19 protein-coding genes are annotated in these 18,944 nt (G+C 64.9%); 9 read left to right on the plus strand and 10 right to left on the minus strand.

Going from position 1 to position 18,944, the window contains the following annotated elements:
* Positions 1-194 precede the first annotated feature (194 nt).
* The 3 genes from Q0L94_RS08785 to purE are packed head-to-tail and all read right to left on the minus strand — an operon-like array spanning position 195 to position 2,245.
* A complete protein-coding gene (locus Q0L94_RS08785) occupies positions 195-632 on the minus strand; it encodes a DUF192 domain-containing protein (protein ID WP_296752563.1) in 438 nt (145 codons plus the stop codon).
* On the minus strand, positions 622-1,758 hold the full coding sequence (locus tag Q0L94_RS08790) for a 5-(carboxyamino)imidazole ribonucleotide synthase (protein ID WP_296752564.1): 1,137 nt from the start codon (positions 1,756-1,758) through the stop codon (positions 622-624). Before Q0L94_RS08790 ends, Q0L94_RS08785 begins: the two co-directional genes overlap by 11 nt.
* Complete coding sequence (gene purE / locus Q0L94_RS08795) at positions 1,748-2,245, minus strand: 5-(carboxyamino)imidazole ribonucleotide mutase (RefSeq protein WP_296752566.1); 498 nt, start codon at positions 2,243-2,245, stop codon at positions 1,748-1,750. The genes Q0L94_RS08790 and purE overlap by 11 nt, the downstream gene beginning before the upstream one ends.
* Positions 2,246-2,324: 79 nt before the next feature.
* Between purE and Q0L94_RS08800 the strand changes: the two genes are divergently transcribed.
* Positions 2,325-2,672: a DMT family protein gene (locus Q0L94_RS08800; RefSeq protein WP_296752568.1), complete on the plus strand. Its 348-nt coding sequence runs from the start codon at positions 2,325-2,327 to the stop codon at positions 2,670-2,672.
* 104 nt (positions 2,673-2,776) lie between these two features.
* Here the strand turns inward: Q0L94_RS08800 and Q0L94_RS08805 are convergent, their stop codons facing one another.
* The 5 genes from Q0L94_RS08805 to Q0L94_RS08825 all read right to left on the minus strand — a co-directional run bounded on the left by Q0L94_RS08805 (position 2,777) and on the right by Q0L94_RS08825 (position 6,409).
* Positions 2,777-3,109 carry a TusE/DsrC/DsvC family sulfur relay protein gene (locus Q0L94_RS08805; protein WP_296752571.1) on the minus strand — a complete coding sequence of 111 codons (333 nt, stop codon included), beginning with the start codon at positions 3,107-3,109 and terminating at the stop codon, positions 2,777-2,779.
* Between the two features lie 107 nt (positions 3,110-3,216).
* Complete coding sequence (locus Q0L94_RS08810) at positions 3,217-3,666, minus strand: chromate resistance protein ChrB domain-containing protein (protein WP_296752573.1); 450 nt, start codon at positions 3,664-3,666, stop codon at positions 3,217-3,219.
* Positions 3,663-4,040, minus strand: coding sequence for a rhodanese-like domain-containing protein (locus tag Q0L94_RS08815; protein ID WP_296752576.1), 378 nt, complete (start codon positions 4,038-4,040; stop codon positions 3,663-3,665). Before Q0L94_RS08815 ends, Q0L94_RS08810 begins: the two co-directional genes overlap by 4 nt.
* Positions 4,041-4,048: 8 nt before the next feature.
* Positions 4,049-5,386, minus strand: a complete 1,338-nt coding sequence (gene chrA / locus Q0L94_RS08820; RefSeq protein WP_296752579.1) for a chromate efflux transporter — start codon at positions 5,384-5,386, stop codon at positions 4,049-4,051.
* Positions 5,387-5,512: 126 nt separating this feature from the next.
* The gene (locus tag Q0L94_RS08825; protein ID WP_296752582.1) at positions 5,513-6,409 is read right to left on the minus strand and encodes a LysR family transcriptional regulator; all 897 of its coding nucleotides are present in this window, start codon (positions 6,407-6,409) and stop codon (positions 5,513-5,515) included.
* A gap of 140 nt (positions 6,410-6,549) precedes the next feature.
* On the opposite strand from Q0L94_RS08825, the gene Q0L94_RS08830 reads away from it, so the two are divergent.
* The 3 genes from Q0L94_RS08830 to Q0L94_RS08840 all read left to right on the plus strand — a co-directional run bounded on the left by Q0L94_RS08830 (position 6,550) and on the right by Q0L94_RS08840 (position 11,382).
* Positions 6,550-7,929, plus strand: a complete 1,380-nt coding sequence (locus Q0L94_RS08830; protein WP_296752585.1) for a ribulose-bisphosphate carboxylase — start codon at positions 6,550-6,552, stop codon at positions 7,927-7,929.
* A gap of 131 nt (positions 7,930-8,060) precedes the next feature.
* A complete protein-coding gene (locus Q0L94_RS08835) occupies positions 8,061-8,867 on the plus strand; it encodes a CbbQ/NirQ/NorQ/GpvN family protein (protein ID WP_296752587.1) in 807 nt (268 codons plus the stop codon).
* 97 nt (positions 8,868-8,964) lie between these two features.
* Positions 8,965-11,382: a VWA domain-containing protein gene (locus Q0L94_RS08840; protein ID WP_296752589.1), complete on the plus strand. Its 2,418-nt coding sequence runs from the start codon at positions 8,965-8,967 to the stop codon at positions 11,380-11,382.
* Here Q0L94_RS08840 and Q0L94_RS08845 read toward each other — a convergent pair.
* On the minus strand, positions 11,363-11,686 hold the full coding sequence (locus Q0L94_RS08845) for a hypothetical protein (RefSeq protein WP_296752591.1): 324 nt from the start codon (positions 11,684-11,686) through the stop codon (positions 11,363-11,365). The genes Q0L94_RS08840 and Q0L94_RS08845 overlap by 20 nt on opposite strands.
* Positions 11,687-11,873: 187 nt before the next feature.
* Here Q0L94_RS08845 and Q0L94_RS08850 point away from each other — a divergent pair, with 187 nt between their 5' ends.
* From Q0L94_RS08850 to Q0L94_RS08870, 5 genes are all read left to right on the plus strand, one after another.
* Positions 11,874-12,692 carry an HAD family hydrolase gene (locus Q0L94_RS08850; protein WP_296752594.1) on the plus strand — a complete coding sequence of 273 codons (819 nt, stop codon included), beginning with the start codon at positions 11,874-11,876 and terminating at the stop codon, positions 12,690-12,692.
* Positions 12,649-14,184 (plus strand): glucosylglycerol-phosphate synthase, encoded by a 1,536-nt coding sequence (ggpS, locus tag Q0L94_RS08855; protein WP_296752596.1) that lies wholly within the window; start codon positions 12,649-12,651, stop codon positions 14,182-14,184. Before Q0L94_RS08850 ends, ggpS begins: the two co-directional genes overlap by 44 nt.
* A gap of 61 nt (positions 14,185-14,245) precedes the next feature.
* Positions 14,246-15,688, plus strand: coding sequence for a sucrose phosphorylase (gene gtfA, locus Q0L94_RS08860; protein ID WP_296752599.1), 1,443 nt, complete (start codon positions 14,246-14,248; stop codon positions 15,686-15,688).
* A 65-nt stretch (positions 15,689-15,753) separates the two neighbouring features.
* Positions 15,754-16,113 carry a hypothetical protein gene (locus tag Q0L94_RS08865; protein ID WP_296752601.1) on the plus strand — a complete coding sequence of 120 codons (360 nt, stop codon included), beginning with the start codon at positions 15,754-15,756 and terminating at the stop codon, positions 16,111-16,113.
* Positions 16,114-16,236: 123 nt separating this feature from the next.
* On the plus strand, positions 16,237-17,121 hold the full coding sequence (locus tag Q0L94_RS08870; protein WP_296752604.1) for a patatin-like phospholipase family protein: 885 nt from the start codon (positions 16,237-16,239) through the stop codon (positions 17,119-17,121).
* Between the two features lie 108 nt (positions 17,122-17,229).
* Here the strand turns inward: Q0L94_RS08870 and Q0L94_RS08875 are convergent, their stop codons facing one another.
* On the minus strand, positions 17,230-18,369 hold the full coding sequence (locus Q0L94_RS08875) for a GGDEF domain-containing protein (protein WP_296752606.1): 1,140 nt from the start codon (positions 18,367-18,369) through the stop codon (positions 17,230-17,232).
* Positions 18,370-18,944 lie beyond the last annotated feature (575 nt).

An 18,944-nucleotide genomic window follows, 5' to 3' on the forward strand; every position in this document is an offset into this window, starting at 1 on the left:
AACATGAAACGGCGTCTTTTTCCGCATGGCGGCGTTGCTCGTCGTTGCCATAGAGCCGGCTATGTCGCCCACCCGCAAGGGGTAGGCCGTGGTTGTAAAGCCGATAAATCGGCAACAACCACGCTCTCCTCGCGCCTTGCCCTGCGAAAAAATCCATCCGTTTCATTGCGTTCCCCTATTTCCGAGTCGCGACACTAGCGCGGCAAGCCGTCTATCTGCGCGCCTGTTGCGATGCCGCGGCGGCGGAATTCCCCTTGCGGCACTTCCAGTGCATAGCGCGCATCCGTATCGGGGCAATGCAGGGCGTCGCTATGCGGCTGCATGTCGGCGAGCGCGACGATGCGGCCGCGGTCGTCGGCAAACGCAATCGACAGCGGCAGCGGGGTGTTGCGCATCCAGAAGCAATGCCGTCCCGCGTGCCCGAACACGAACAGCATGCCGCCGTCGGCGGGGAGCTGCGTGCGGCCCATCAGGCCGCGTTCGCGCTGCTGCGGCGTGGCCGCGACTTCAACCTGGAAAACATGCGGGCCGATGCGCAGCGGCAGCGGCGCGTCGTTCCCGGCGGCGCCGCATGAAACCAGCGCTGCAAGCGCGCCATAACGGCCGGCCTTGAGCAACCCGCTACAACGCATCGCGCAGCCGTTCGGCCAGTTGCAGCGCGGCGGCCGGATCGGCATCCAGCACGTTGAAATGCCCCATCTTGCGGCCGGGGCGCGCGGCCTGTTTGCCGTACAGGTGCAGCTTGATGGCGGGGTGCGCCAGCAGCGCGCCCCAGTGCGGGCCGCCGTTGCGCCAGCGGTCGCCGAGCAGGTTGACCATCACCACCGGCGACAGCAGGCGGGGGTCGCCCAGCGGCAGGCCGCACAGCGCGCGCACCTGCTGCTCGAACTGGTCGGTAACGCAGGCGTCGAGCGTGTAGTGGCCGGAGTTGTGCGGGCGCGGGGCGATTTCGTTGACCATCAGGCGGCCGCCGGCGACGAAGAATTCGACCGCCATCACGCCGACGTAGCCGAGCCGGTCGGCCACCGCGCGCGCCGTGTCGCGCGCCTGCGCGGCGAGGCTGTCGGGCACGCGGGCGGGAACGATGGAGACGTCGAGAATGCCGTTGTCGTGGCGGTTTTCGGCGAGCGGAAACAGCGCGCACTCGCCGGCATCGTCGCGCGCCAGCACTACCGATACCTCGCGCTCCAGTTCGACGAAACCTTCCAGCACGCAGGGCTGGCCGCCGAATTCGCGGAACGCCGCGCGGGCTTCCTCGAGCGTGCCGACTCGCGCCTGGCCCTTGCCGTCGTAGCCGAAGCGCGACACTTTCAGCAGCGCCGGCGTGCCGGTGTCCGCCAGCGCGGCGTCGAGGTCGCCTTCGCTGTAGACCAGCGCGAACGGCGCGGTGGCGAAGCCGTTGTCGGCGAGCCAGGATTTTTCGTGGCTGCGGTCCTGCACGATCGCCACTGCAGCAGCGCCCGGCGACACCCGGCAATAGCTGGCCAGTTCGATCAGGCTCGCCGCCGGGACGTTCTCGAATTCGGTGGTCACGGCGGCGCAGGCGGTGCCGAGCTGCTTCAGCGCGGCGTGGTCGGCGTAATCCGCCTGCAGGTGCACATCGGCCATCTGCCCGGCGGGGCTGGCGCCATCGGGGTCGAGCACCATGACCCGGTAACCCATGGTGCGCGCGGCGATGGTGAACATGCGGCCGAGCTGGCCGCCGCCGAGGATGCCCAGGGTGGCGCCGGGCAGGATGGGCAGCGGCTTAGTCGACATCGGGCAGTTCCATTGCCAGCACCGAATCCGCCTGGCCACGGCGGAAGTCATTGAGCTGGTCGGCGAGGCCGTTGTCGTAGCGCGCGATCAGGGCGGCGGCGAACAGCGCGGCGTTGGCGGCGCCGGCTTCGCCGATGGCGAAGGTGGCGACCGGGATGCCCTTCGGCATCTGCACGATGGAGAGCAGCGAATCCATGCCCTTGAGGTATTTCGACGGGACCGGCACGCCGAGCACCGGCACAATGGTTTTCGAGGCAATCATGCCGGGCAGGTGGGCGGCGCCACCGGCACCGGCGATGATCGCCTTGATGCCGCGTGTCTCCGCAGTGGAAGCGTATTCGTACAGCAGATCCGGGGTGCGATGCGCGGACACCACCTTCGTTTCATAGTGGATGCCCAGCTGCTTCAGCAGCATCGCCGCGTGCTTCATCACCTCCCAGTCGCTGGAAGACCCCATCACCACCCCCACCTGAGGCGCGTTCATCATGCTGATTCCTGAATGCGAAAGCCGGCATTTTAGCGCGCAGACTCCCTACAATGGCGCGCGTCCGATTCCGGAGACGACCATGCCCGCTTCCCTGCAGACCCTGATCCTGCTCACGCTGTCCAACGTGTTCATGACCTTCGCGTGGTACGCCCATCTGAAAGACATGAACAACCAGCCGTGGATTGTCGCGGCGTTCGCCAGCTGGGGCATCGCCCTGTTCGAGTATCTGCTGCAGGTGCCGGCCAACCGCATCGGCTTCAGCGTGATGAGTCTGCCGCAGCTGAAGATCATGCAGGAGGTCATCGCGCTGTCGGTGTTCATCCCGTTCGCCGTGCTCTATATGAAGGTGGAGCTGAAGCTGGATTTCCTGTGGGCGGCGCTGTGCCTGATGGGCGCCGTCTATTTCATGTTCCGCGAATCGGTGTAGATACTGCGCCACGCGCAGCCTGCAGCCTTGCTGCACGTGCGCCATGGGTGTCCAAACAAAACGCCCCGCACGGGGCGGGGCGTTCGATGCGGCGGCTTGTATCCTCAGACGCAGCCGGTCGGCTTCGGGGTGCCGGCGTAGCGGCCAGCCTGCTTGGCGGGACCGAACGGGAACAGGTCGAAGAGGAATTTCTTGTCGCCCCATTCGTCGCCGAATTCTTCCTTCAGGCCCTTCTGCAGAAAGCGCAGGTTGGGCGCGGTGCCGTTCTGGGCGAACTGGTCGCGCATGTAGTGGATGATCTTCCAGTGGTTTTCACCCAGGTCCAGCTTGTCTTCCTTGGCCAGTTCGACCGCCAGTTCCTCGGACCAGTCGTCCAGGTTGACCAGATAGCCTTCGGGGTCGGTTTCGACGATTTTGCCGTTGATTTCACGTTCCATGATGCAGTCCTTGCGCTCAATAAAAATTTGCAAGCCGCACAATAGAATAACCTACTAAACTAGTCAACTACTTTATAACAAACATTTTTAATACAACTTTCAATGGCTTAGTGGCGGTTTCCGGGCGTGGGCTCGCCGCGACCCTGCTTGAGCCAGGCATAGTAGGCGTCGTACATCAGCATGCCGTGCTGCAGCATGACGTGGTCGTCCGCGAACAGCGCCGAAAGGCCGAGCGATTGCGCCAGCAGCCCGGCGCATTGCGGCGCGAGATCGAGCCGCGCAGTGTCGGCGCCGCGCACGATGACAGCGAGCTGCTGCAAAGCCGGGTCGCGCAGATCGTGCAGGCGCAAAAAAGCATCGAAACTGCACAGTTCGCCGACGTGGCCGTATTCCACACCGGGAATGTCGTAGGGGATCGCGCCGGTGTCTTGCGCGATTTTCAGCACATCGGCGGCGGGTACGTAGAGGAATTCGGCGGCCGGATCGATGAAGCGCGCAATCAGCCAGGGGCAGGCGATGCGGTCGATCTTCGGGCGCTCGCGGGTGACCCATTTCATTTGGCAGCGACCTTGCCGCCCGCGGCCTTCCAGGCTTCGAAGCCGCCCTCGATGAAGCGTGCCTTGACGCCGGCAGCCTGCAGGCGGTCGACCACGCTGTTCGATACCGTGCCGCCGCGCACGCAGTAGATCACCACGTCGAGCGTTCGCGGGACGGCGCCGATCCAGGCGTCGATCTTGTCCGGGTTCTTCCACAGCGCGCCGGGAATGGTCTCGTTGGACGCCGCATAGTCGGCTTCGCGCCGCACGTCGAACACCAGGGTGGTGTCGGGGTTCAGCTTGGCGGGCTTGATGGTGCGCGCCAGTTCCTCGCATTTGTCGGTCGGATTGGCGCAGCCGCAGCGCTTCGGTGGTTGGATGATCTTGGGTTCCATGATTTTCCTCACATGAATAACGAATAAGCCAGCCCCAGGAGGGCGCATACGCCGATCACCTTCATGACGTCGGCCTGGTATTTCCACAGGGCGACGAACGCGGCAACCGCAACGATGACGGGGAACCATTCGAAGCTGCCGGCGAACGGCGCCGCCGCCGTGCCCTGTGGCCAGAAGGTGTGCCAGGCGAAGAATACCGCCAGATTGAGGATGACGCCCACCACCGCGGCGGTGATGCCGGTCAGCGGCGCGGTGAAGCGAAGCTCGCCGCGCGTGGCCTCGATCAGCGGCGCGCCCGCCAGGATGAAAAAGAACGAGGGCAGAAAGGTGAAGAAGGTCGCCACCGCCGCGCCGGCAAAACCCGCCGCCAGCGGATTCGCCAGCACCTCCTTGGCGACCCCGCCGAGATAGCCGACCCAGGTGACGATCATGATCAGCGGCCCCGGCGTGGTTTCGCCGAGCGCCAGGCCGTCCATCATCTGCGCGCCGGTGAGCCAGCCGAACTGTTCCACCGCGGCCTGGTAGACGTAGGGCAGCACGGCATAGGCGCCGCCGATGGTGAGGAAGGCGGCGCGGGTGAAGAAGTCGCCCATGCGGTAGAGATCGGGCGCGCCATAAAGGGCCGCCATCGCGCCCAGCCAGATCAGCACGAACACCGCGGTGGTCGCGGCGAGCCTGCCCCAGGAGAATTTCGCGTGGGCGGGCGGCGGCGTGTCGTCGTCGATCAGCGCCGCGCCGTACTGCTTGTGACCGCCGCCGTGTCCGCCGCCGGCCCTGAATTTGTGCGGCGCGATCTTGCCGCCCAGCGCGCCCAGAATCGCCGCCGCGAGCACGATCCACGGAAAGCCGATGTCGAACACGAAAATGCCGATGAAGGCGAGCGCCGCCATGCACCACAGCACCTCGTTCTTCAGCGCGCGATGGCCGATGCGCCAGGCGGCGAACAGCACCACCGCCACCACTGCCGGCCGGATGCCGTAGAAAATGCCCTGCACCAGCGGCACCTCGCCCCATGCCAGATAGAGGGCGGCCAGCAGCGCCAGCAGCAGAAACCCGGGCAGGAAAAACAGCACCCCCGCGATCACGCCGCCTTTCACGCCGTGCAGCAGCCAGCTGATGTAGATCGCCAGCTGGGTCGCTTCGGGGCCGGGCAGCAGCATGCAGTAGTTGAGTGCATGCAGGTAGCGGTGTTCGGAAATCCAGCGGCGTTTTTCCACCAGCTCCTGATGCATCAGCGCGATCTGCCCGGCGGGGCCGCCGAAGCTGATGAAGCCGAGCTTGAGCCAGTATTTGAAGGATTCGCCCAGAGTGACGGGCGCGGGGGCGGCGATGGGGGTGGTGTCCAAGAGAAATGCTCCAAGTCGAAGGATTAAAGCCAGACTTGGACGGGACACCGTCTTGCGGATGGGGTGACATCCTGACGCCGGGGGCTGGTGCCCCGGCAGGTGCGATTCTAATACCGGGCGGGGCGATCAGCCAAGCGAATCCGGCCCCAGCACGAAATCCTTGAATGCCTGCGCCAGCGGCGACAGCCGTTTGTCGGCACGGTGGACGATGTACCAGTGGCGCATGATGGGAAAACCCTCGACCGCGAGCACGGCCAGCCGCTTCAGCGCCTGTTCCATCTCCAGCGTCTGCAGCGACAGGATGCCGAGGCCCAGCCCGGCCTGCACCGCCTGCTTGATCGCTTCGTTGCTGCTCATTTCCATGCTGCTGCGGATTTCCAGCCCGCGGGCGGCGAAGAAGCGTTCCATGGCGCCGCGCGTGCCGGAGCCGGCTTCGCGCACCAGGAACGACTCGGACGCCAGGTCGCGGACGGCGATCCGCTTTTTGCGGACCAGCGGATGGCCGGGCGGGGCGATCACCACCAGCGGGTTGTCCATGAAACGGATGGCTTCCAGGCCCAGTCCGTCCGGCACCTGGCCCATGATGGCCAGATCGATGCGGTTCGCGGCCAGTTGCCCCAGCACCGATTCGCGGTTGGATACGTCCAGATGGATCGCCACCTTGGGATGCTCGCCGCGAAAGCGGGCGAGGATGCCGGTGGCAACGGCACTCACGGTCGTGGTCACGGCGATATTGAGCTGGCCGCTATCCATGCTGCGCAGCTGCACCAGATTGGCCTGCAGGTCGTCCAGACGCGCGGTGATCGCCTGACTGGCGTGCAGCACCTCGCGCCCGGCCTCGGTGAGAAAGATTTTTTTCCCCAACTGCTCGGTGAGCGGCAGGCCGAGTATGACCTCGATTCCCCGCACCTGCATGGAGACGGCCGGCTGCGACAGGTGCAATTCCTCGGCCGCCCGCGAAAACGACAGATGGCGGGCAACCGCTTCAAATACCCGGAACTGGCGCAGCGTCAATCGGCGCATTGTTGATGTATAAGGTTAACGATATGGTTTTCATCATAACAATTGAATTTTAATTATATAAGTCCCTGCGTATAGTCTGCCCCTGCCGCGATCAGGGGAAAGCGCCTGATGCTTTGTTTATTTACCGCAGGAGTCATGCAATGGATCAATCCGCACGTTACGCCGACCTCAGCCTCAAAGAAGAAGACCTGATCAAGGGTGGCAAGCACATCCTGGTCGCCTACAAGATGAAGCCCAAGGCCGGCCATGGCTACCTCGAAGCGGCCGCGCACTTCGCCGCCGAGTCCTCCACCGGCACCAACGTCGAAGTGTCGACCACCGACGAATTCACCAAGGGCGTCGACGCGCTGGTGTACTACATCGACGAAGCCACCGAAGACATGCGGATTGCCTATCCGCTCGATCTGTTCGACCGCAACGTCACCGACGGCCGCTTCATGATCGTCTCCTTCCTGACCCTGGTGATCGGCAACAACCAGGGCATGGGCGACATCGAGCACGCCAAGATGATCGACTTCCACGTGCCCGAGCGCGCCATCCAGATGTTCGACGGCCCCGCCACCGACATCTCCAACCTGTGGCGCATCCTCGGCCGCCCGGTCAAGGACGGCGGCTACATCGCCGGCACCATCATCAAGCCCAAACTGGGCCTGCGTCCCGAGCCGTTCGCCCAAGCCGCCTACCAGTTCTGGCTGGGCGGCGACTTCATCAAGAACGACGAGCCCCAGGGCAACCAGGTGTTCGCCCCCGTCAAGAAGGTCATCCCCCTGGTCTATGACGCCATGAAGCGCGCCCAGGACGAGACCGGCCAGGCCAAGCTGTTCTCCATGAACATCACCGCCGACGACCACTACGAGATGTGCGCCCGCGCCGACTTCGCGCTGGAAGTGTTCGGCCCCGACGCCGACAAGCTGGCCTTCCTGGTCGACGGCTACGTCGGCGGTCCCGGTATGGTGACCACCGCCCGCCGTCAGTACCCCGGCCAGTACCTGCACTACCACCGCGCCGGTCACGGTGCCGTCACCTCGCCGTCCGCCAAGCGCGGCTACACCGCTTTCGTGCTGGCCAAGATGAGCCGCCTGCAGGGCGCGTCCGGCATCCACGTCGGCACCATGGGCTACGGCAAGATGGAAGGCGAGGCGTCCGACAAGGGCATCGCCTACATGATCGAGCGCGACGAGTGCCAGGGTCCGGTCTACTTCCAGAAGTGGTACGGCATGAAGCCCACCACCCCGATCATCTCCGGCGGCATGAACGCGCTGCGCCTGCCCGGCTTCTTCGAGAACCTCGGCCACGGCAACGTCATCAACACCTCGGGCGGCGGCTCCTACGGCCACATCGACAGCCCGGCGGCCGGTGCGATCTCGCTGCGCCAGTCGTACGAGTGCTGGAAATCGGGCGCCGACCCGATCGAGTTCGCCAAGAGCCACAAGGAATTCGCCCGCGCCTTCGAGTCCTTCCCGAACGACGCCGACAAGCTGTATCCGGGCTGGCGCGAAAAGCTGGGCGTGCACAAGTAAGAACACGGGGATGAAACCTCATCCCCCCGCGGGGCAGGTTTGAAGCGGTCTCCTAGCCGTCGAGAACCCTCCCGCGCTACACGCCCCCGGCTTTCCGGGGGCGTTTTTTTCTTCCGCACCGAGGAATGAAAATGACAGACAAAGAGCAATACAAGGTTCAGCAGGAACCCTTCTACCAGCAGCAGAAGAACGAAGTCGCGCTGTACCAGGCCGCCTACCGCAACCGCCTGCCGGTGATGGTGAAAGGACCGACCGGCTGCGGCAAATCGCGCTTCGTCGAATACATGGCGTGGAAGCTCGGCAAGCCGCTGATCACCGTGGCCTGCAACGAGGACATGACCGCGTCCGATCTGGTCGGGCGCTATCTGCTCGAAGCCAACGGCACCCGCTGGCTCGACGGCCCGCTCACCACCGCCGCGCGCATCGGCGCCATCTGCTATCTGGACGAGATCGTCGAGGCGCGCCAGGACACCACCGTGGTGATCCACCCGCTGACCGACCACCGCCGCACCCTGCCGCTCGACAAGAAGGGCGAGCTGATCCACGCCCACCCCGACTTCCAACTGGTGATTTCCTACAATCCCGGCTACCAGACCTTGATGAAGGATCTCAAGCAGTCGACCAAGCAGCGCTTCACCGCGTTCGACTTCGACTACCCCGATGCCGCGCTGGAAACCGGGATCGTGGCGAAAGAAACCGGTGCCGACGCCGCAATGGCGGCCAGTCTGGTAAAGATCGGCGGGGTGGCGCGCAACCTGAAAGGGCACGGGCTGGACGAAGGCATTTCGACCCGCCTGCTGGTGTACGCAGCCATGCTCATTAAAGATGGTGTGGAGCCGCGCGACGCCTGCCGCATGGCGCTGGTGCGGCCGATCACCGACGACGCCGACATCCGCGAGACGCTGGATCACGCCATCGACGCCACGTTTGCGGTTTGAGAAAAATTGAACCGCAGAGGCGCGGAGGACGCAGAGAAAGCCCACAGACACATGATGTTTTTCTTCGCGCCTCTTCGCGTCCTTCGCGGATAAAAAAATGACCAAGACCGAATATCAGCATCCGTTGATGGCGGCTTACTGGAAGCAGCTCGACACCCGCTTTGTGCAGGTGGAGGAGGTGTTCGACGACGTCATGGCGGAAGCGCTGGCGGTGCTCACGCGCGAAGGACTCGATGCCTACCTCGAAGCGGGCCGCGTCATCGGCAAGCTGGGCCGCGGCGCCGAGCCGATGCTGGCGTTCCTGGAAGCGTGGCCGTCCACCGCCAAGGCGGTCGGCGAGGCCGCGCTGCCGGCGGTGATGGCGCTGATCCAGCGCATGCAGAAGTCGCCCAACGGCCGCGCCATCGCGCCCTTCCTGCAGACGCTGGCGCCGCTGGCGCGGCGGCTGCAGTCGCAAGCGCAACTGCAGCATTACCTCGACCTCACGCTGGATTTCATGGCGCGCACCACCGGCTCCATCCACGGCCACCACACCACCTTCCCCAGCCCGGGCCTGCCGGAATTCCTCGCCCAGGCGCCGAACCTGCTCAGCCAGCTGACGCTGGCCGGCCTGAAGAACTGGGTCGAATACGGCATCCGCAACTACGGCAGCCACCCCGAGCGGCAGAAGGATTACTTCAGCCTGCAGTCGGCCGACAGCCGCGCGGTGCTGCAGCGCGAACGCCACGGCACCCTGCTGGCGGACGTCGAGCGCAAGCTCGATCTGTACCTGCGCGGCCTGTGGCAGGACGGCGACCACCTGGTGCCGTATTCCACCGCGTTCGACGAAATCCGCAAGCCGATTCCCTACTACGACAAGCTCGGCATCCGCCTGCCCGACGTCTACGACGACCTCATCCTCCCCTCCCCCGCAAGCGGGAGAGGGGTCGGGGGAGAGGGGCGCGGCACCGCCGCGCGCGCAAGCGGGGGAGGGGCCGGGAATGAGGGGGCCAGCGTAGACGCTCCCTCTCCCGGCCCTTCGGGCCACCCTCCCCCGCAAGCGGGGGAGGGGATTATCGTCAGCGGCATCGACCGCTACCGCGCCGCGCTTGCCCACATCGTCGGCCACCGCCGCTGGTCCGCGGCGCAGGTCGCCGACAACTGGAGCCCGTTTCAGCGCATGGCGGTGGAGTTCTTCGAGGACTGCCGCGTCGAGACGCTCTTGATCCGCGAATACCCCGGCCTCTCCCGCCTGTTCCTCGCACTGCATCCGCAGCCACAGGAAACCGCTTGCGATCCGGAAACCACGTCCTGCCTGCGCCACCGCATGGCGATGCTGTCGCGCGCGCTGCTCGATCCGGATCACGGCTATCTTGACGCCGACCTGCTGGATTACGTGCAGCGCTTCCACGCCATCATGGCCGAAAGTGAATCCAGCACCGATGAGATCGCCGCGCTGGCGCTTTCCTACGTGGCGAAGACCCGCCGCCAGAGCGACCAGTTCGCCAGAATCCACTTCGACGACACCGTGGTCGACTACCGCGACGACAACCGCCAGCTGTGGAAATTCATCGAGGCGGGCGACGAGGAAGAAGCCTTCGACGAGCAGCGCAAGATCGAGCCGGGCGAGGAAATCCACGGCCTGCCGCCGCGCCACTACCCGGAGTGGGACTACGGCAGCCAGACCTACCGCCCGGACTGGGCTTGCGTGTACGAAGCGCTGCATCCCCACGGCAACGCCGGCGACATCGACCGCCTGCTCGCCAAGCACGGCGCGCTCGCCAAGCGGCTGAAGAAAATGCTCGACCTGCTGAAGCCGCAGGACAAGGTGCGCATCCGCTATCAGGAAGAAGGCAGCGAACTCGATCTCGACGTCGCCATCCGCTCGCTCATCGATTTCAAAGGCGGCGCCACCCCCGACCCGCGCATCAACATGAGCCACCGCACCGACGGCCGCGACATCGCCGTCATGCTGCTGCTGGACCTGTCGGAATCGCTCAACGAGAAGGCGGCGGGCAGCAATCAGACCATACTCGAACTCTCCCAGGAGGCGGTCTCGCTGCTGGCCTGGTCGATCGAGAAGCTGGGCGACCCGTTCGCCATCGCCGGCTTCCATTCCAACACCCGCCACGACGTGCGTTATCTGCACATCAAGGGCTACGGCGAGCACTTCAACGACGACGTCAAGGCGCGCCTGGCCGCGATGCAGGCGGGCTGGTCGACCCGCATGGGCGCGGCGATGCGCCACGCCGCGCACACTCTCGGCGCGCGTCCGGCCGACAAGAAACTGATGCTCATCCTCACCGACGGCATGCCGTCCGACGTCGATGTCCACGATGAACGCCTGTTGATCGAAGACGCGCGGCAAGCGGTGAAGGAACTCGACCGTGACAATATTTTCACCTACTGCATCAGCCTCGACCCCAGGGCCGACGAATACGTCGGCGACATCTTCGGCCGCCAGGTCACCGTCATCGACCGCATCGAGCGCCTGCCGGAAAAACTGCCAGAGCTCTTTATGGCGTTGACGAAGTAAACGCCAGGTCGCGTAGCGGCGGCCGCAGCGACACCTTGCCTGTACTTTTCATGGCACTCACCGGGTGAGTGCCATGAAGCGGGAAGGTTCGGCCTTGTAACGGCCTCCGGAGCAGGCTTTTTGCGCAGGCCTTGTTGCCGCGGGCGCGGTCCGGATTGCCTCGCGGGGGCCTATCGGTTAAAATAATTTTGCGCAAAACAATATTGATTGCGCGCTTGTTGTGCCGGTTCGTCCCTGCGCGGGCAACCCCAACACACCATAAACCAATCATGCCCGGCGCCTTCGCGCCGGTGATTTTTACCATCCGCCTTTCCCGGCGATGACGCCTCCTGAAGGAGGTATTGCCGCCATGCCCGGCTATCCCCTCGATCCCGGGGCCGGGCTGCTGAGTCCAGGCAGCCTGTCAGGCTGCCCCGCCAGCCGCATCCTGGCGTTTTTCCAACGCGCGCGCGACGCTCGCCGCCCCGACTTTGGAGATGACATTGTTCGACATGGCTGAAGGCTTTCATCCGATTGCGCCTGCGCCGCAGCACGGCGGCGCGCCGCAGACCATCCTCGCCACCGACCTCGACGGCACTTTTCTCGGCGGCAGTGCCGGCGAACGTACGGCACTGTATGACTGGATCGCGCAGCGCCGCGACGAAATCGTGCTCATTTTTGTCAGCGGCCGCGGCATCGACTTCATGCGTGGCCTGGCCAAAGAACTGCCGGTGCAGCCCGACCACCTGGTCGGCGATGTCGGCACCAGTGTCGCGTGCGGCCCGTGGTACGCGCCCCTGCCGCATCTCGAGCAGTGGCTGGACGCTCGCTGGCCGGCCGATGCATCGGCGCGCATCGGGCAGACCATGCGGCAGCACCCGGGATTGCGCGAGCAGCCCGTCGTCGGTGGCCGGCGCCGGTCCTACTATTTCAAGGACCCCGCCGATGCGCTGGCTGCGCAGCAAGACATCCAGCAACTGGGTTTCGACGCCCTGATCTCGGACAACCTGTATTTCGACGTGCTGCCGCGCGGCGTGCAGAAAGGCCCCACCCTGTTGCGCACCTTGCAGGCGCTCGACCTGCCCGTGCGCCGCACCCTGGTGGCCGGCGACACCCTCAACGACCTGTCCATGTTCGACACCGGTCTGGCCGGTGTCGCCGTGGGCAACCGCGAGGCCGCGCTCGACGCGGCCATCCAGCAGCACGACAACGTGTATCGCAGCCCGCATCCGGGGGCGGCCGGCGTGCTCGACGCCCTGCAACGCTTTCACCGAACGGAGGACTCCCATGGCTTCATCGCTGGTCATCGTCTATCACCGGCAGCCTTATGAGGAACATGTCGTGGACGGCAAAACCGTTCTCAGGGAAAACGCCAGCCCCAACGGCATCGTGCCCGCGCTGAAGGGCTTCATCGGACAGACCGAACGCGCCAGCTGGGTCGCCTGGAAAAAGGCCGCCGCCAGCAAGCCGCCCAGATTCGAACGCCGCATCACGGTGGAAGACAGCTACGGCAGCTACGACGTGGTGCGCCTGCCGCTCACCAGCGAGCAGATCAGCCAGTTCTACCACGTCACCTCGAAAGAGGCGCTGTGGCCCATCCTCAACAGCTTCCCTTCGCTGTATTCCACCGAAAACTGCGACTGGGCCACCTTCCGCGAGGTCAACCGCCTGTTCGCAGAGGCGGCCTGCGAAGAAGCTGCGCCGGGCGCCGTGGTGTGGGTGCACGACTACAACCTGTGGCTGGTGCCCAGATTCGTGCGCGAGATACGGCCCGACGTGCACATCGCCTTCTTCCATCACACGCCGTTCCCGCCGGCGGACGTCTTCAACATTTTTCCGTGGCGCGACGAGATCATCGACAGTCTGCTGGTTTGCGACGTGGTGGGATTCCACATTCCGCGCTATGCACGCAATTTCGTCGCCACCGTGGAGTCGCTGCGTGCGGTCGACGAGGTGGTCGAACGCAGGGTGCCCGACGAGCTGCGTGCCACCGGCACCGCACTGTCCGAACCGCTGACGCCGGTGTCGATGACATGCAGGGGGCGCACGATCCAGATCGACGCCTTCCCCATCGGTACCCATGCCGGGATGATCCGCAGCATCGTGCAGCAGCCCGACAAGCGGGCGCAGGTCGCGCAGATCCGGCGCGATATCCCGCAGGAAAAAATCATCGTCTCGATCGGCCGCGTCGACTACGCCAAGGGCACCCGCGAGATGCTGCTGGCCTACGAGCGCCTGCTGCAGCGGCGCCCCGAACTGCATGAAAAGGTGAAGCTGCTGGTCACCGCAGTGGCGGCAGCCGACGGCATGCGGGTCTACAAGAAAGCGCAGCAATCCATCGAACAACTGGTGGGACGCATCAACGGCCACATCGGCACCCTGTCCTGGCAACCGATCCTGCTGTCGACCACGCCGATGCCGTTTGCCGACGCGCTGTGCTACTACCGCGCCGCCGACATTTGCTGGATCACCCCGCTGCGCGACGGCTTGAACCTGGTCGCCAAGGAATTCATCGCCGCTCACGTCAACGAAAGCGGCGTGCTGGTACTGTCGGAATTCGCCGGTGCTGCGGTCGAGCTGCAGGACGCGGTGCTGGTCAATCCCTACAGCCTCATCCAGATGGACGCGGCCATCGATCGCGCGCTGGACATGCCGCGCGAGGAACAGCGTGCGCGCATGCAGCGCATGGATGCACTGATCGACCGTTACGACGTTGGCCACTGGACCCGCCATGTGCTGGAACTGTTCAGGCAGCTGCGCGCAGCGCCGGCCGCAAAGCCGTCCGACGCGCAACGCGTCGGCACGCCCCCCGTTTTTTCGTAGTCGCCCTGCGCCTGCCGGAGCGCCAGCAGGCCGGCACCGGCATGACCCACGAGGCCCTCCCATGACCCTGCGCAACCAGGTCCAGCTGATCGCCTATCCCGACCGGATGGGCGCCAACCTGGCCGAGCTGTACGACATCATCGAGCGGTATTTTTCGAAAGCCATCGGCGGCATCCACATCCTGCCCCCGTACCCGTCGAACGCCGACGGCGGCTTCTCGCCGCTGACCCACAAGGAAATCGATCCGAAATACGGCAGCTGGGCCGACGTCGAAAGAATCTCGGCGCGTTTCGACCTCTGTCTCGATCTCACCCTCAACCACCTCTCGGACGAATCCGCGGAATTCAAGGACTTTATCGCCCGCGGCTACGATTCCGAGTACGCCGACCTCTTCGTGCACGTCGACCGGCTCGGGCCGATTTCGCCTGACGATCTGGCGCGCATCCACATCCGCAAGGAAAAGGAGCCCTTCCGCGAGGTGACTTTTGCCGACGGCAGCGGCGGCCGCGTCTGGTGCACCTTCACCGAGCACCAGGTCGACCTCAATTACAATTCGCCCAAGACCTACGCGCTGATGGAGGACACCATCAAGTTCCTCGCCGCGCGCGGTGTCAGGCTGTTTCGCCTGGATGCCTTCGGCTACACGACGAAAAAGATCGGCACCAGCTGCTTCCTGGTCGAGCCCGACGTCTACGACATCCTCAAGTGGATCGACGGCGTCGCCCGCGAGAACGGGGCGGAGACCCTGCCCGAGGTGCATGACCACGCCAGCTTCCAGTACGCCATCGCACTGCACGGCATGCATCCCTACGGCTTCGCGCTGGCGCCGCTGCTGCTGTTTTCGCTGCTCGACGCCAACAGCGTCTATCTCAAGCAGTGGCTGCGCATGTGTCCGCGCAACCAGCTCACCGTGCTCGACACCCACGACGGCATCTGCATTCCCGACGCCGAAGGCGTGCTGCCCAAGGACAAGATCCAGGCGGTGATCGACAACGTCAGCCAGCGCTCGGCCGACCCCATCCTGCGCCGCTCCGCCGCCAACGTGCATAGCGTCGGCGCGATCTACCAGCTCACCTGCACCTACTACGACGCACTCAAGCGCAACGACGATGCCTACATCGCCGCCCGCGCGATCCAGTTCTTCGCACCCGGCATCCCGCAGGTCTACTACGTCGGCCTGCTCGCCGGCAGCAACGACCTGGAATTGATGGAAGCCACCGGCGAGTTGCGCGACATCAACCGCCACCGTTACAGCGCGGACGAGGTCGACCAGGCGGTGAGGCAACCCGTGGCCAGGCGCTTGCTCAAACTGATGGAATTCCGCAGCAGTTATCCCGCGTTCGACGGCGTGTTCCACCTGATGTATTCGAACGAAAGCAGTGTCGCCATGTGCTGGCGCCACGGCGAACTGCGCTGCGAGCTCTTCGTCGACCTCAACTTCAAGAAAGCGACGATCGGCTATGTCGACGTGAAGTCCCGGTGCTGGCTGAGCATGTGCTGCTGACCGGCCTGCGCTGCACGATGGGCGTGTGCTATGTTGATTTTTTCCGCTGAGCGAAGGTAGAGCCCATGACGCCCTATTCGCTGGATGGACCCGTGCAATACACCCTGCTGGCAGTGGTTCTTGCCGTGGTGGCCTACATCCGCAATATTCCTTACAAGGAACTGAAAGACAGACTCGCCGCCCCGCCAGCCGCCGGCACGACGCTCAGCGCGGCAAAGTGCTGCACGATCAAGGCCCAGCTCCTGGTGCTGGACCTGATGCAGATCGTTCTGGCGGCGATAGGCGTGTTGCTGGTCGGACGCTTTCAACTGGGGGACACGTACGATGCCTACATCCTGTTCACGCTATGGATGCTCGCATTCGCATTGTTTGTCATGCACGTCCTGGTGAATGGCAGCAACATTGTCAAAACCCTGTTCAAATGAATCGACAGTGAAGCGGACGCCGCGGGTTTTGCCGGCCGTCCTGCCGCACGCCCCGGCCTGAACCCGCCGGTTTCATCACCCTCGCTGCATAATCCGGTATTCCGCCCAATACCGGTTCGTCCCATGCGTCGCCTGTCCCTGTCCCTGCTTCTCCTCGCCGCCCTGCTTTCCGCCTGCGCGACCCCGCCCCCGGCGCCGCCCATCCCGCCGCCGGCTCCGCTGTCCAAGCCGCCGCTCAAGATCGCGCTGGCGCTGGGCGGCGGTGCGGCGCGGGGCTTCGCCCACATCGGCGTGATCAAGGCGCTGGAGGCCCAGGGCATCGTGCCGGACATGGTGGTGGGCACCAGCGCGGGCTCGGTGGTGGGGGCGCTCTACGCCTCGGGCATGAGCGGCTTCGAGTTGCAGAACCTGGCCCTGACGATGCAGGAGAACATGCTGGCGGACTGGACCCTGCCCAACCGCGGCGTGCTGAAGGGCGAAGCACTGCAGGATTTCATCAACCTGAAGGTGAAAGGTCTCACCATCCAGAAAATGCCCAAACCCCTGGGCGTGGTGGCCACCGACCTGCAAAGCGGCGAGAAAGTGCTGTTCCGCCGCGGCGACACCGGCATGGCGGTGCGCGCCTCCAGCGCCGTGCCGGGCGTGTTCCAGCCGGTCGAGATCAGCGGCCGCGATTACGTCGACGGCGGCCTCACCTCGCCGGTGCCGGCCCAGGTCGCACGCAGCATGGGGGCGGACTTCGTCATCGCGGTGGACATTTCCAGCGTCAGCCGCCGTGGCAAGCTCAGCGGTACCCTCGACGTGCTGCTGCAGACCTTCGCCATCATGGGCCACACCATCAGCAGCCACGAACTGGAGGATGCGGACGTCGTGATCCGGCCGCAGACAGGCGCGGTGAGCAGCACCGATTTCGAAGACCGGCACCTCGCCATCCTGGAAGGCGAAAAGGCCGCCGCCGCGGTCATGCCGGAACTCAAGGCCCGGCTCGCCCGGGCGCAGGCGCGCTGACGGCAAGTGCCGGGATGGACTGCTGGCCGGGTTTCGTCAGGGCCGGTTTTCGACAGCTCGATCGTCTGGACGCGATAGCGCTCCCGGCGTCCCGTCGCGCGAGCGGCTTTACGCAGCGCTAGCGGCGGCCTCGCGGTAGGTGTTCCTGCCGTCACGCTTTGCCGCGTACAGCGCCGCGTCAGCTTTCTTCAACAGCTCATCCAGCGTTTCGCCGTCGGCGCAGCACAGGGCGATCCCCACCGAAGCCCCGATGCGTGCGCTGCCTCCCGTGGCAAGCGGGATGGGCTGGCGCAGGCTATCCACCACGCGGCCGGCGACCTCGCGCGCAGCCTTCGCATCGTCGACCTGGCCCAGCACGATGACGAACTCGTCGCCGCCGAGGCGCACGATCACATCCGACTCGCGGAGCAACTGCTTCATCCTTTCTGCCGCTACCTGCAGAACCGCATCGCCCGCTGCATGCCCGTAGCGGTCGTTGACCGCCTTGAATTCGTCCAGATCGACTGCCAGCACCGCCATCTGTTTTTCCGAGCGCCTGGCGCCGGCGATCATGAGCCTTTCGTTTTCGTGGAGGAAGCGCCGATTGGCCAGACCCGTCAGCGGATCGCGCAGACTGAGTTGGCGGATCGTCTGTTCGGCCTCGATCCCCGCCCTGATCAGGCGAGTGCTCTTGCGGTACAGCCCGACGAGCGCCAGCCCCATCCACAGCCCGGCCACGGCCAGCAGCGCCAACGACACGTTCTGGCCGCGAATGCGCGTCCTTTCACGTGTTTCCAGCTGCGCCAGCTCTTCCCGGCCGGTCTCGATCAGAATGCGGTGGATCTGCTCGATGGCGGATTTGTCGAACCCCGCAAGCCCCCATTCCGGCGGCGTGGCATCGCCGCCCGCCTGGGCGCGCTGCCGCAGTGCGCTGAACCCGATTTCCAGTGCCGACTGCAGCGCCGGCAGCGGCTCCAGGCGGGCAGCCAGGTCGCCGTCCGCCTTGATCAGGGCGATCAGCTGCGCGGAACTGGGGCAAGACGATTGGCGGCATATCAGGGCGGAATCAAGATCGGCGGGATTGCGCGACTCGGCGTACTTGCGAACTGCAGTATCCAGATTGAGCAGGTAGATACGCAGCGAATCGATGTATGCGATGACCTGCCGCGTGTGATCCACCGAGCGAACGGCCTCTTCCGAGCGCTGGTGCTGATAGAAGATCATGGCGAACAGTAGCGTGATGATGAACGCGAAAATCAGCGTGCCCATGCGGAGCACCCGCCTGAATCCGGCAAAGACGGACCCCTCGACCGTGGCTGGCGCCGGTGGTGCATCCGCATTCGTTGCGCGCGCGGCGCCAGCCATCAAGGTCTGCTTGAACTGCTGTACGAATAGTCGGGGATTGAATCTTTTTGCCATAGGTGTGGCTGTGTCATGGCAGACGAAAAACGCGGACGATGGCTGAATACTAGCTGGCTTTTGCGGTCAACGCCGCGATGTGGGCGGGCGGGGCGATCCGGCTCAAGCAGCCGGCAGGGTTGAGGAGAGAAAAAAAACGGCCATGCGGATTCGCGGGCAAGGGGGCGCCCCCGGGGGGGGCCGGCCCCGCGGTGGTTGGCTGTAATATTTTTTGGGGGCTGGTGGCTTAAACACCCCCCCCAAAAAAAATTTATCCCCCACCCCGCGGGCTGGGCCGCCCCCCCGCGCGCCCCCATGCCCGCGAATCCGCACGGCTGTTTTTTCTCTCCCGAGCCTGCCACGCAGATCGAGTCGGATCGCCCCGCCCATCCGCATCGCGGCTTTGGCCGCAAAAGCCGCTAGTATTCAGCCATCGTCCGCGTTTT

The sequence above is a fragment of the Thiobacillus sp. genome, from assembly GCF_024708915.1.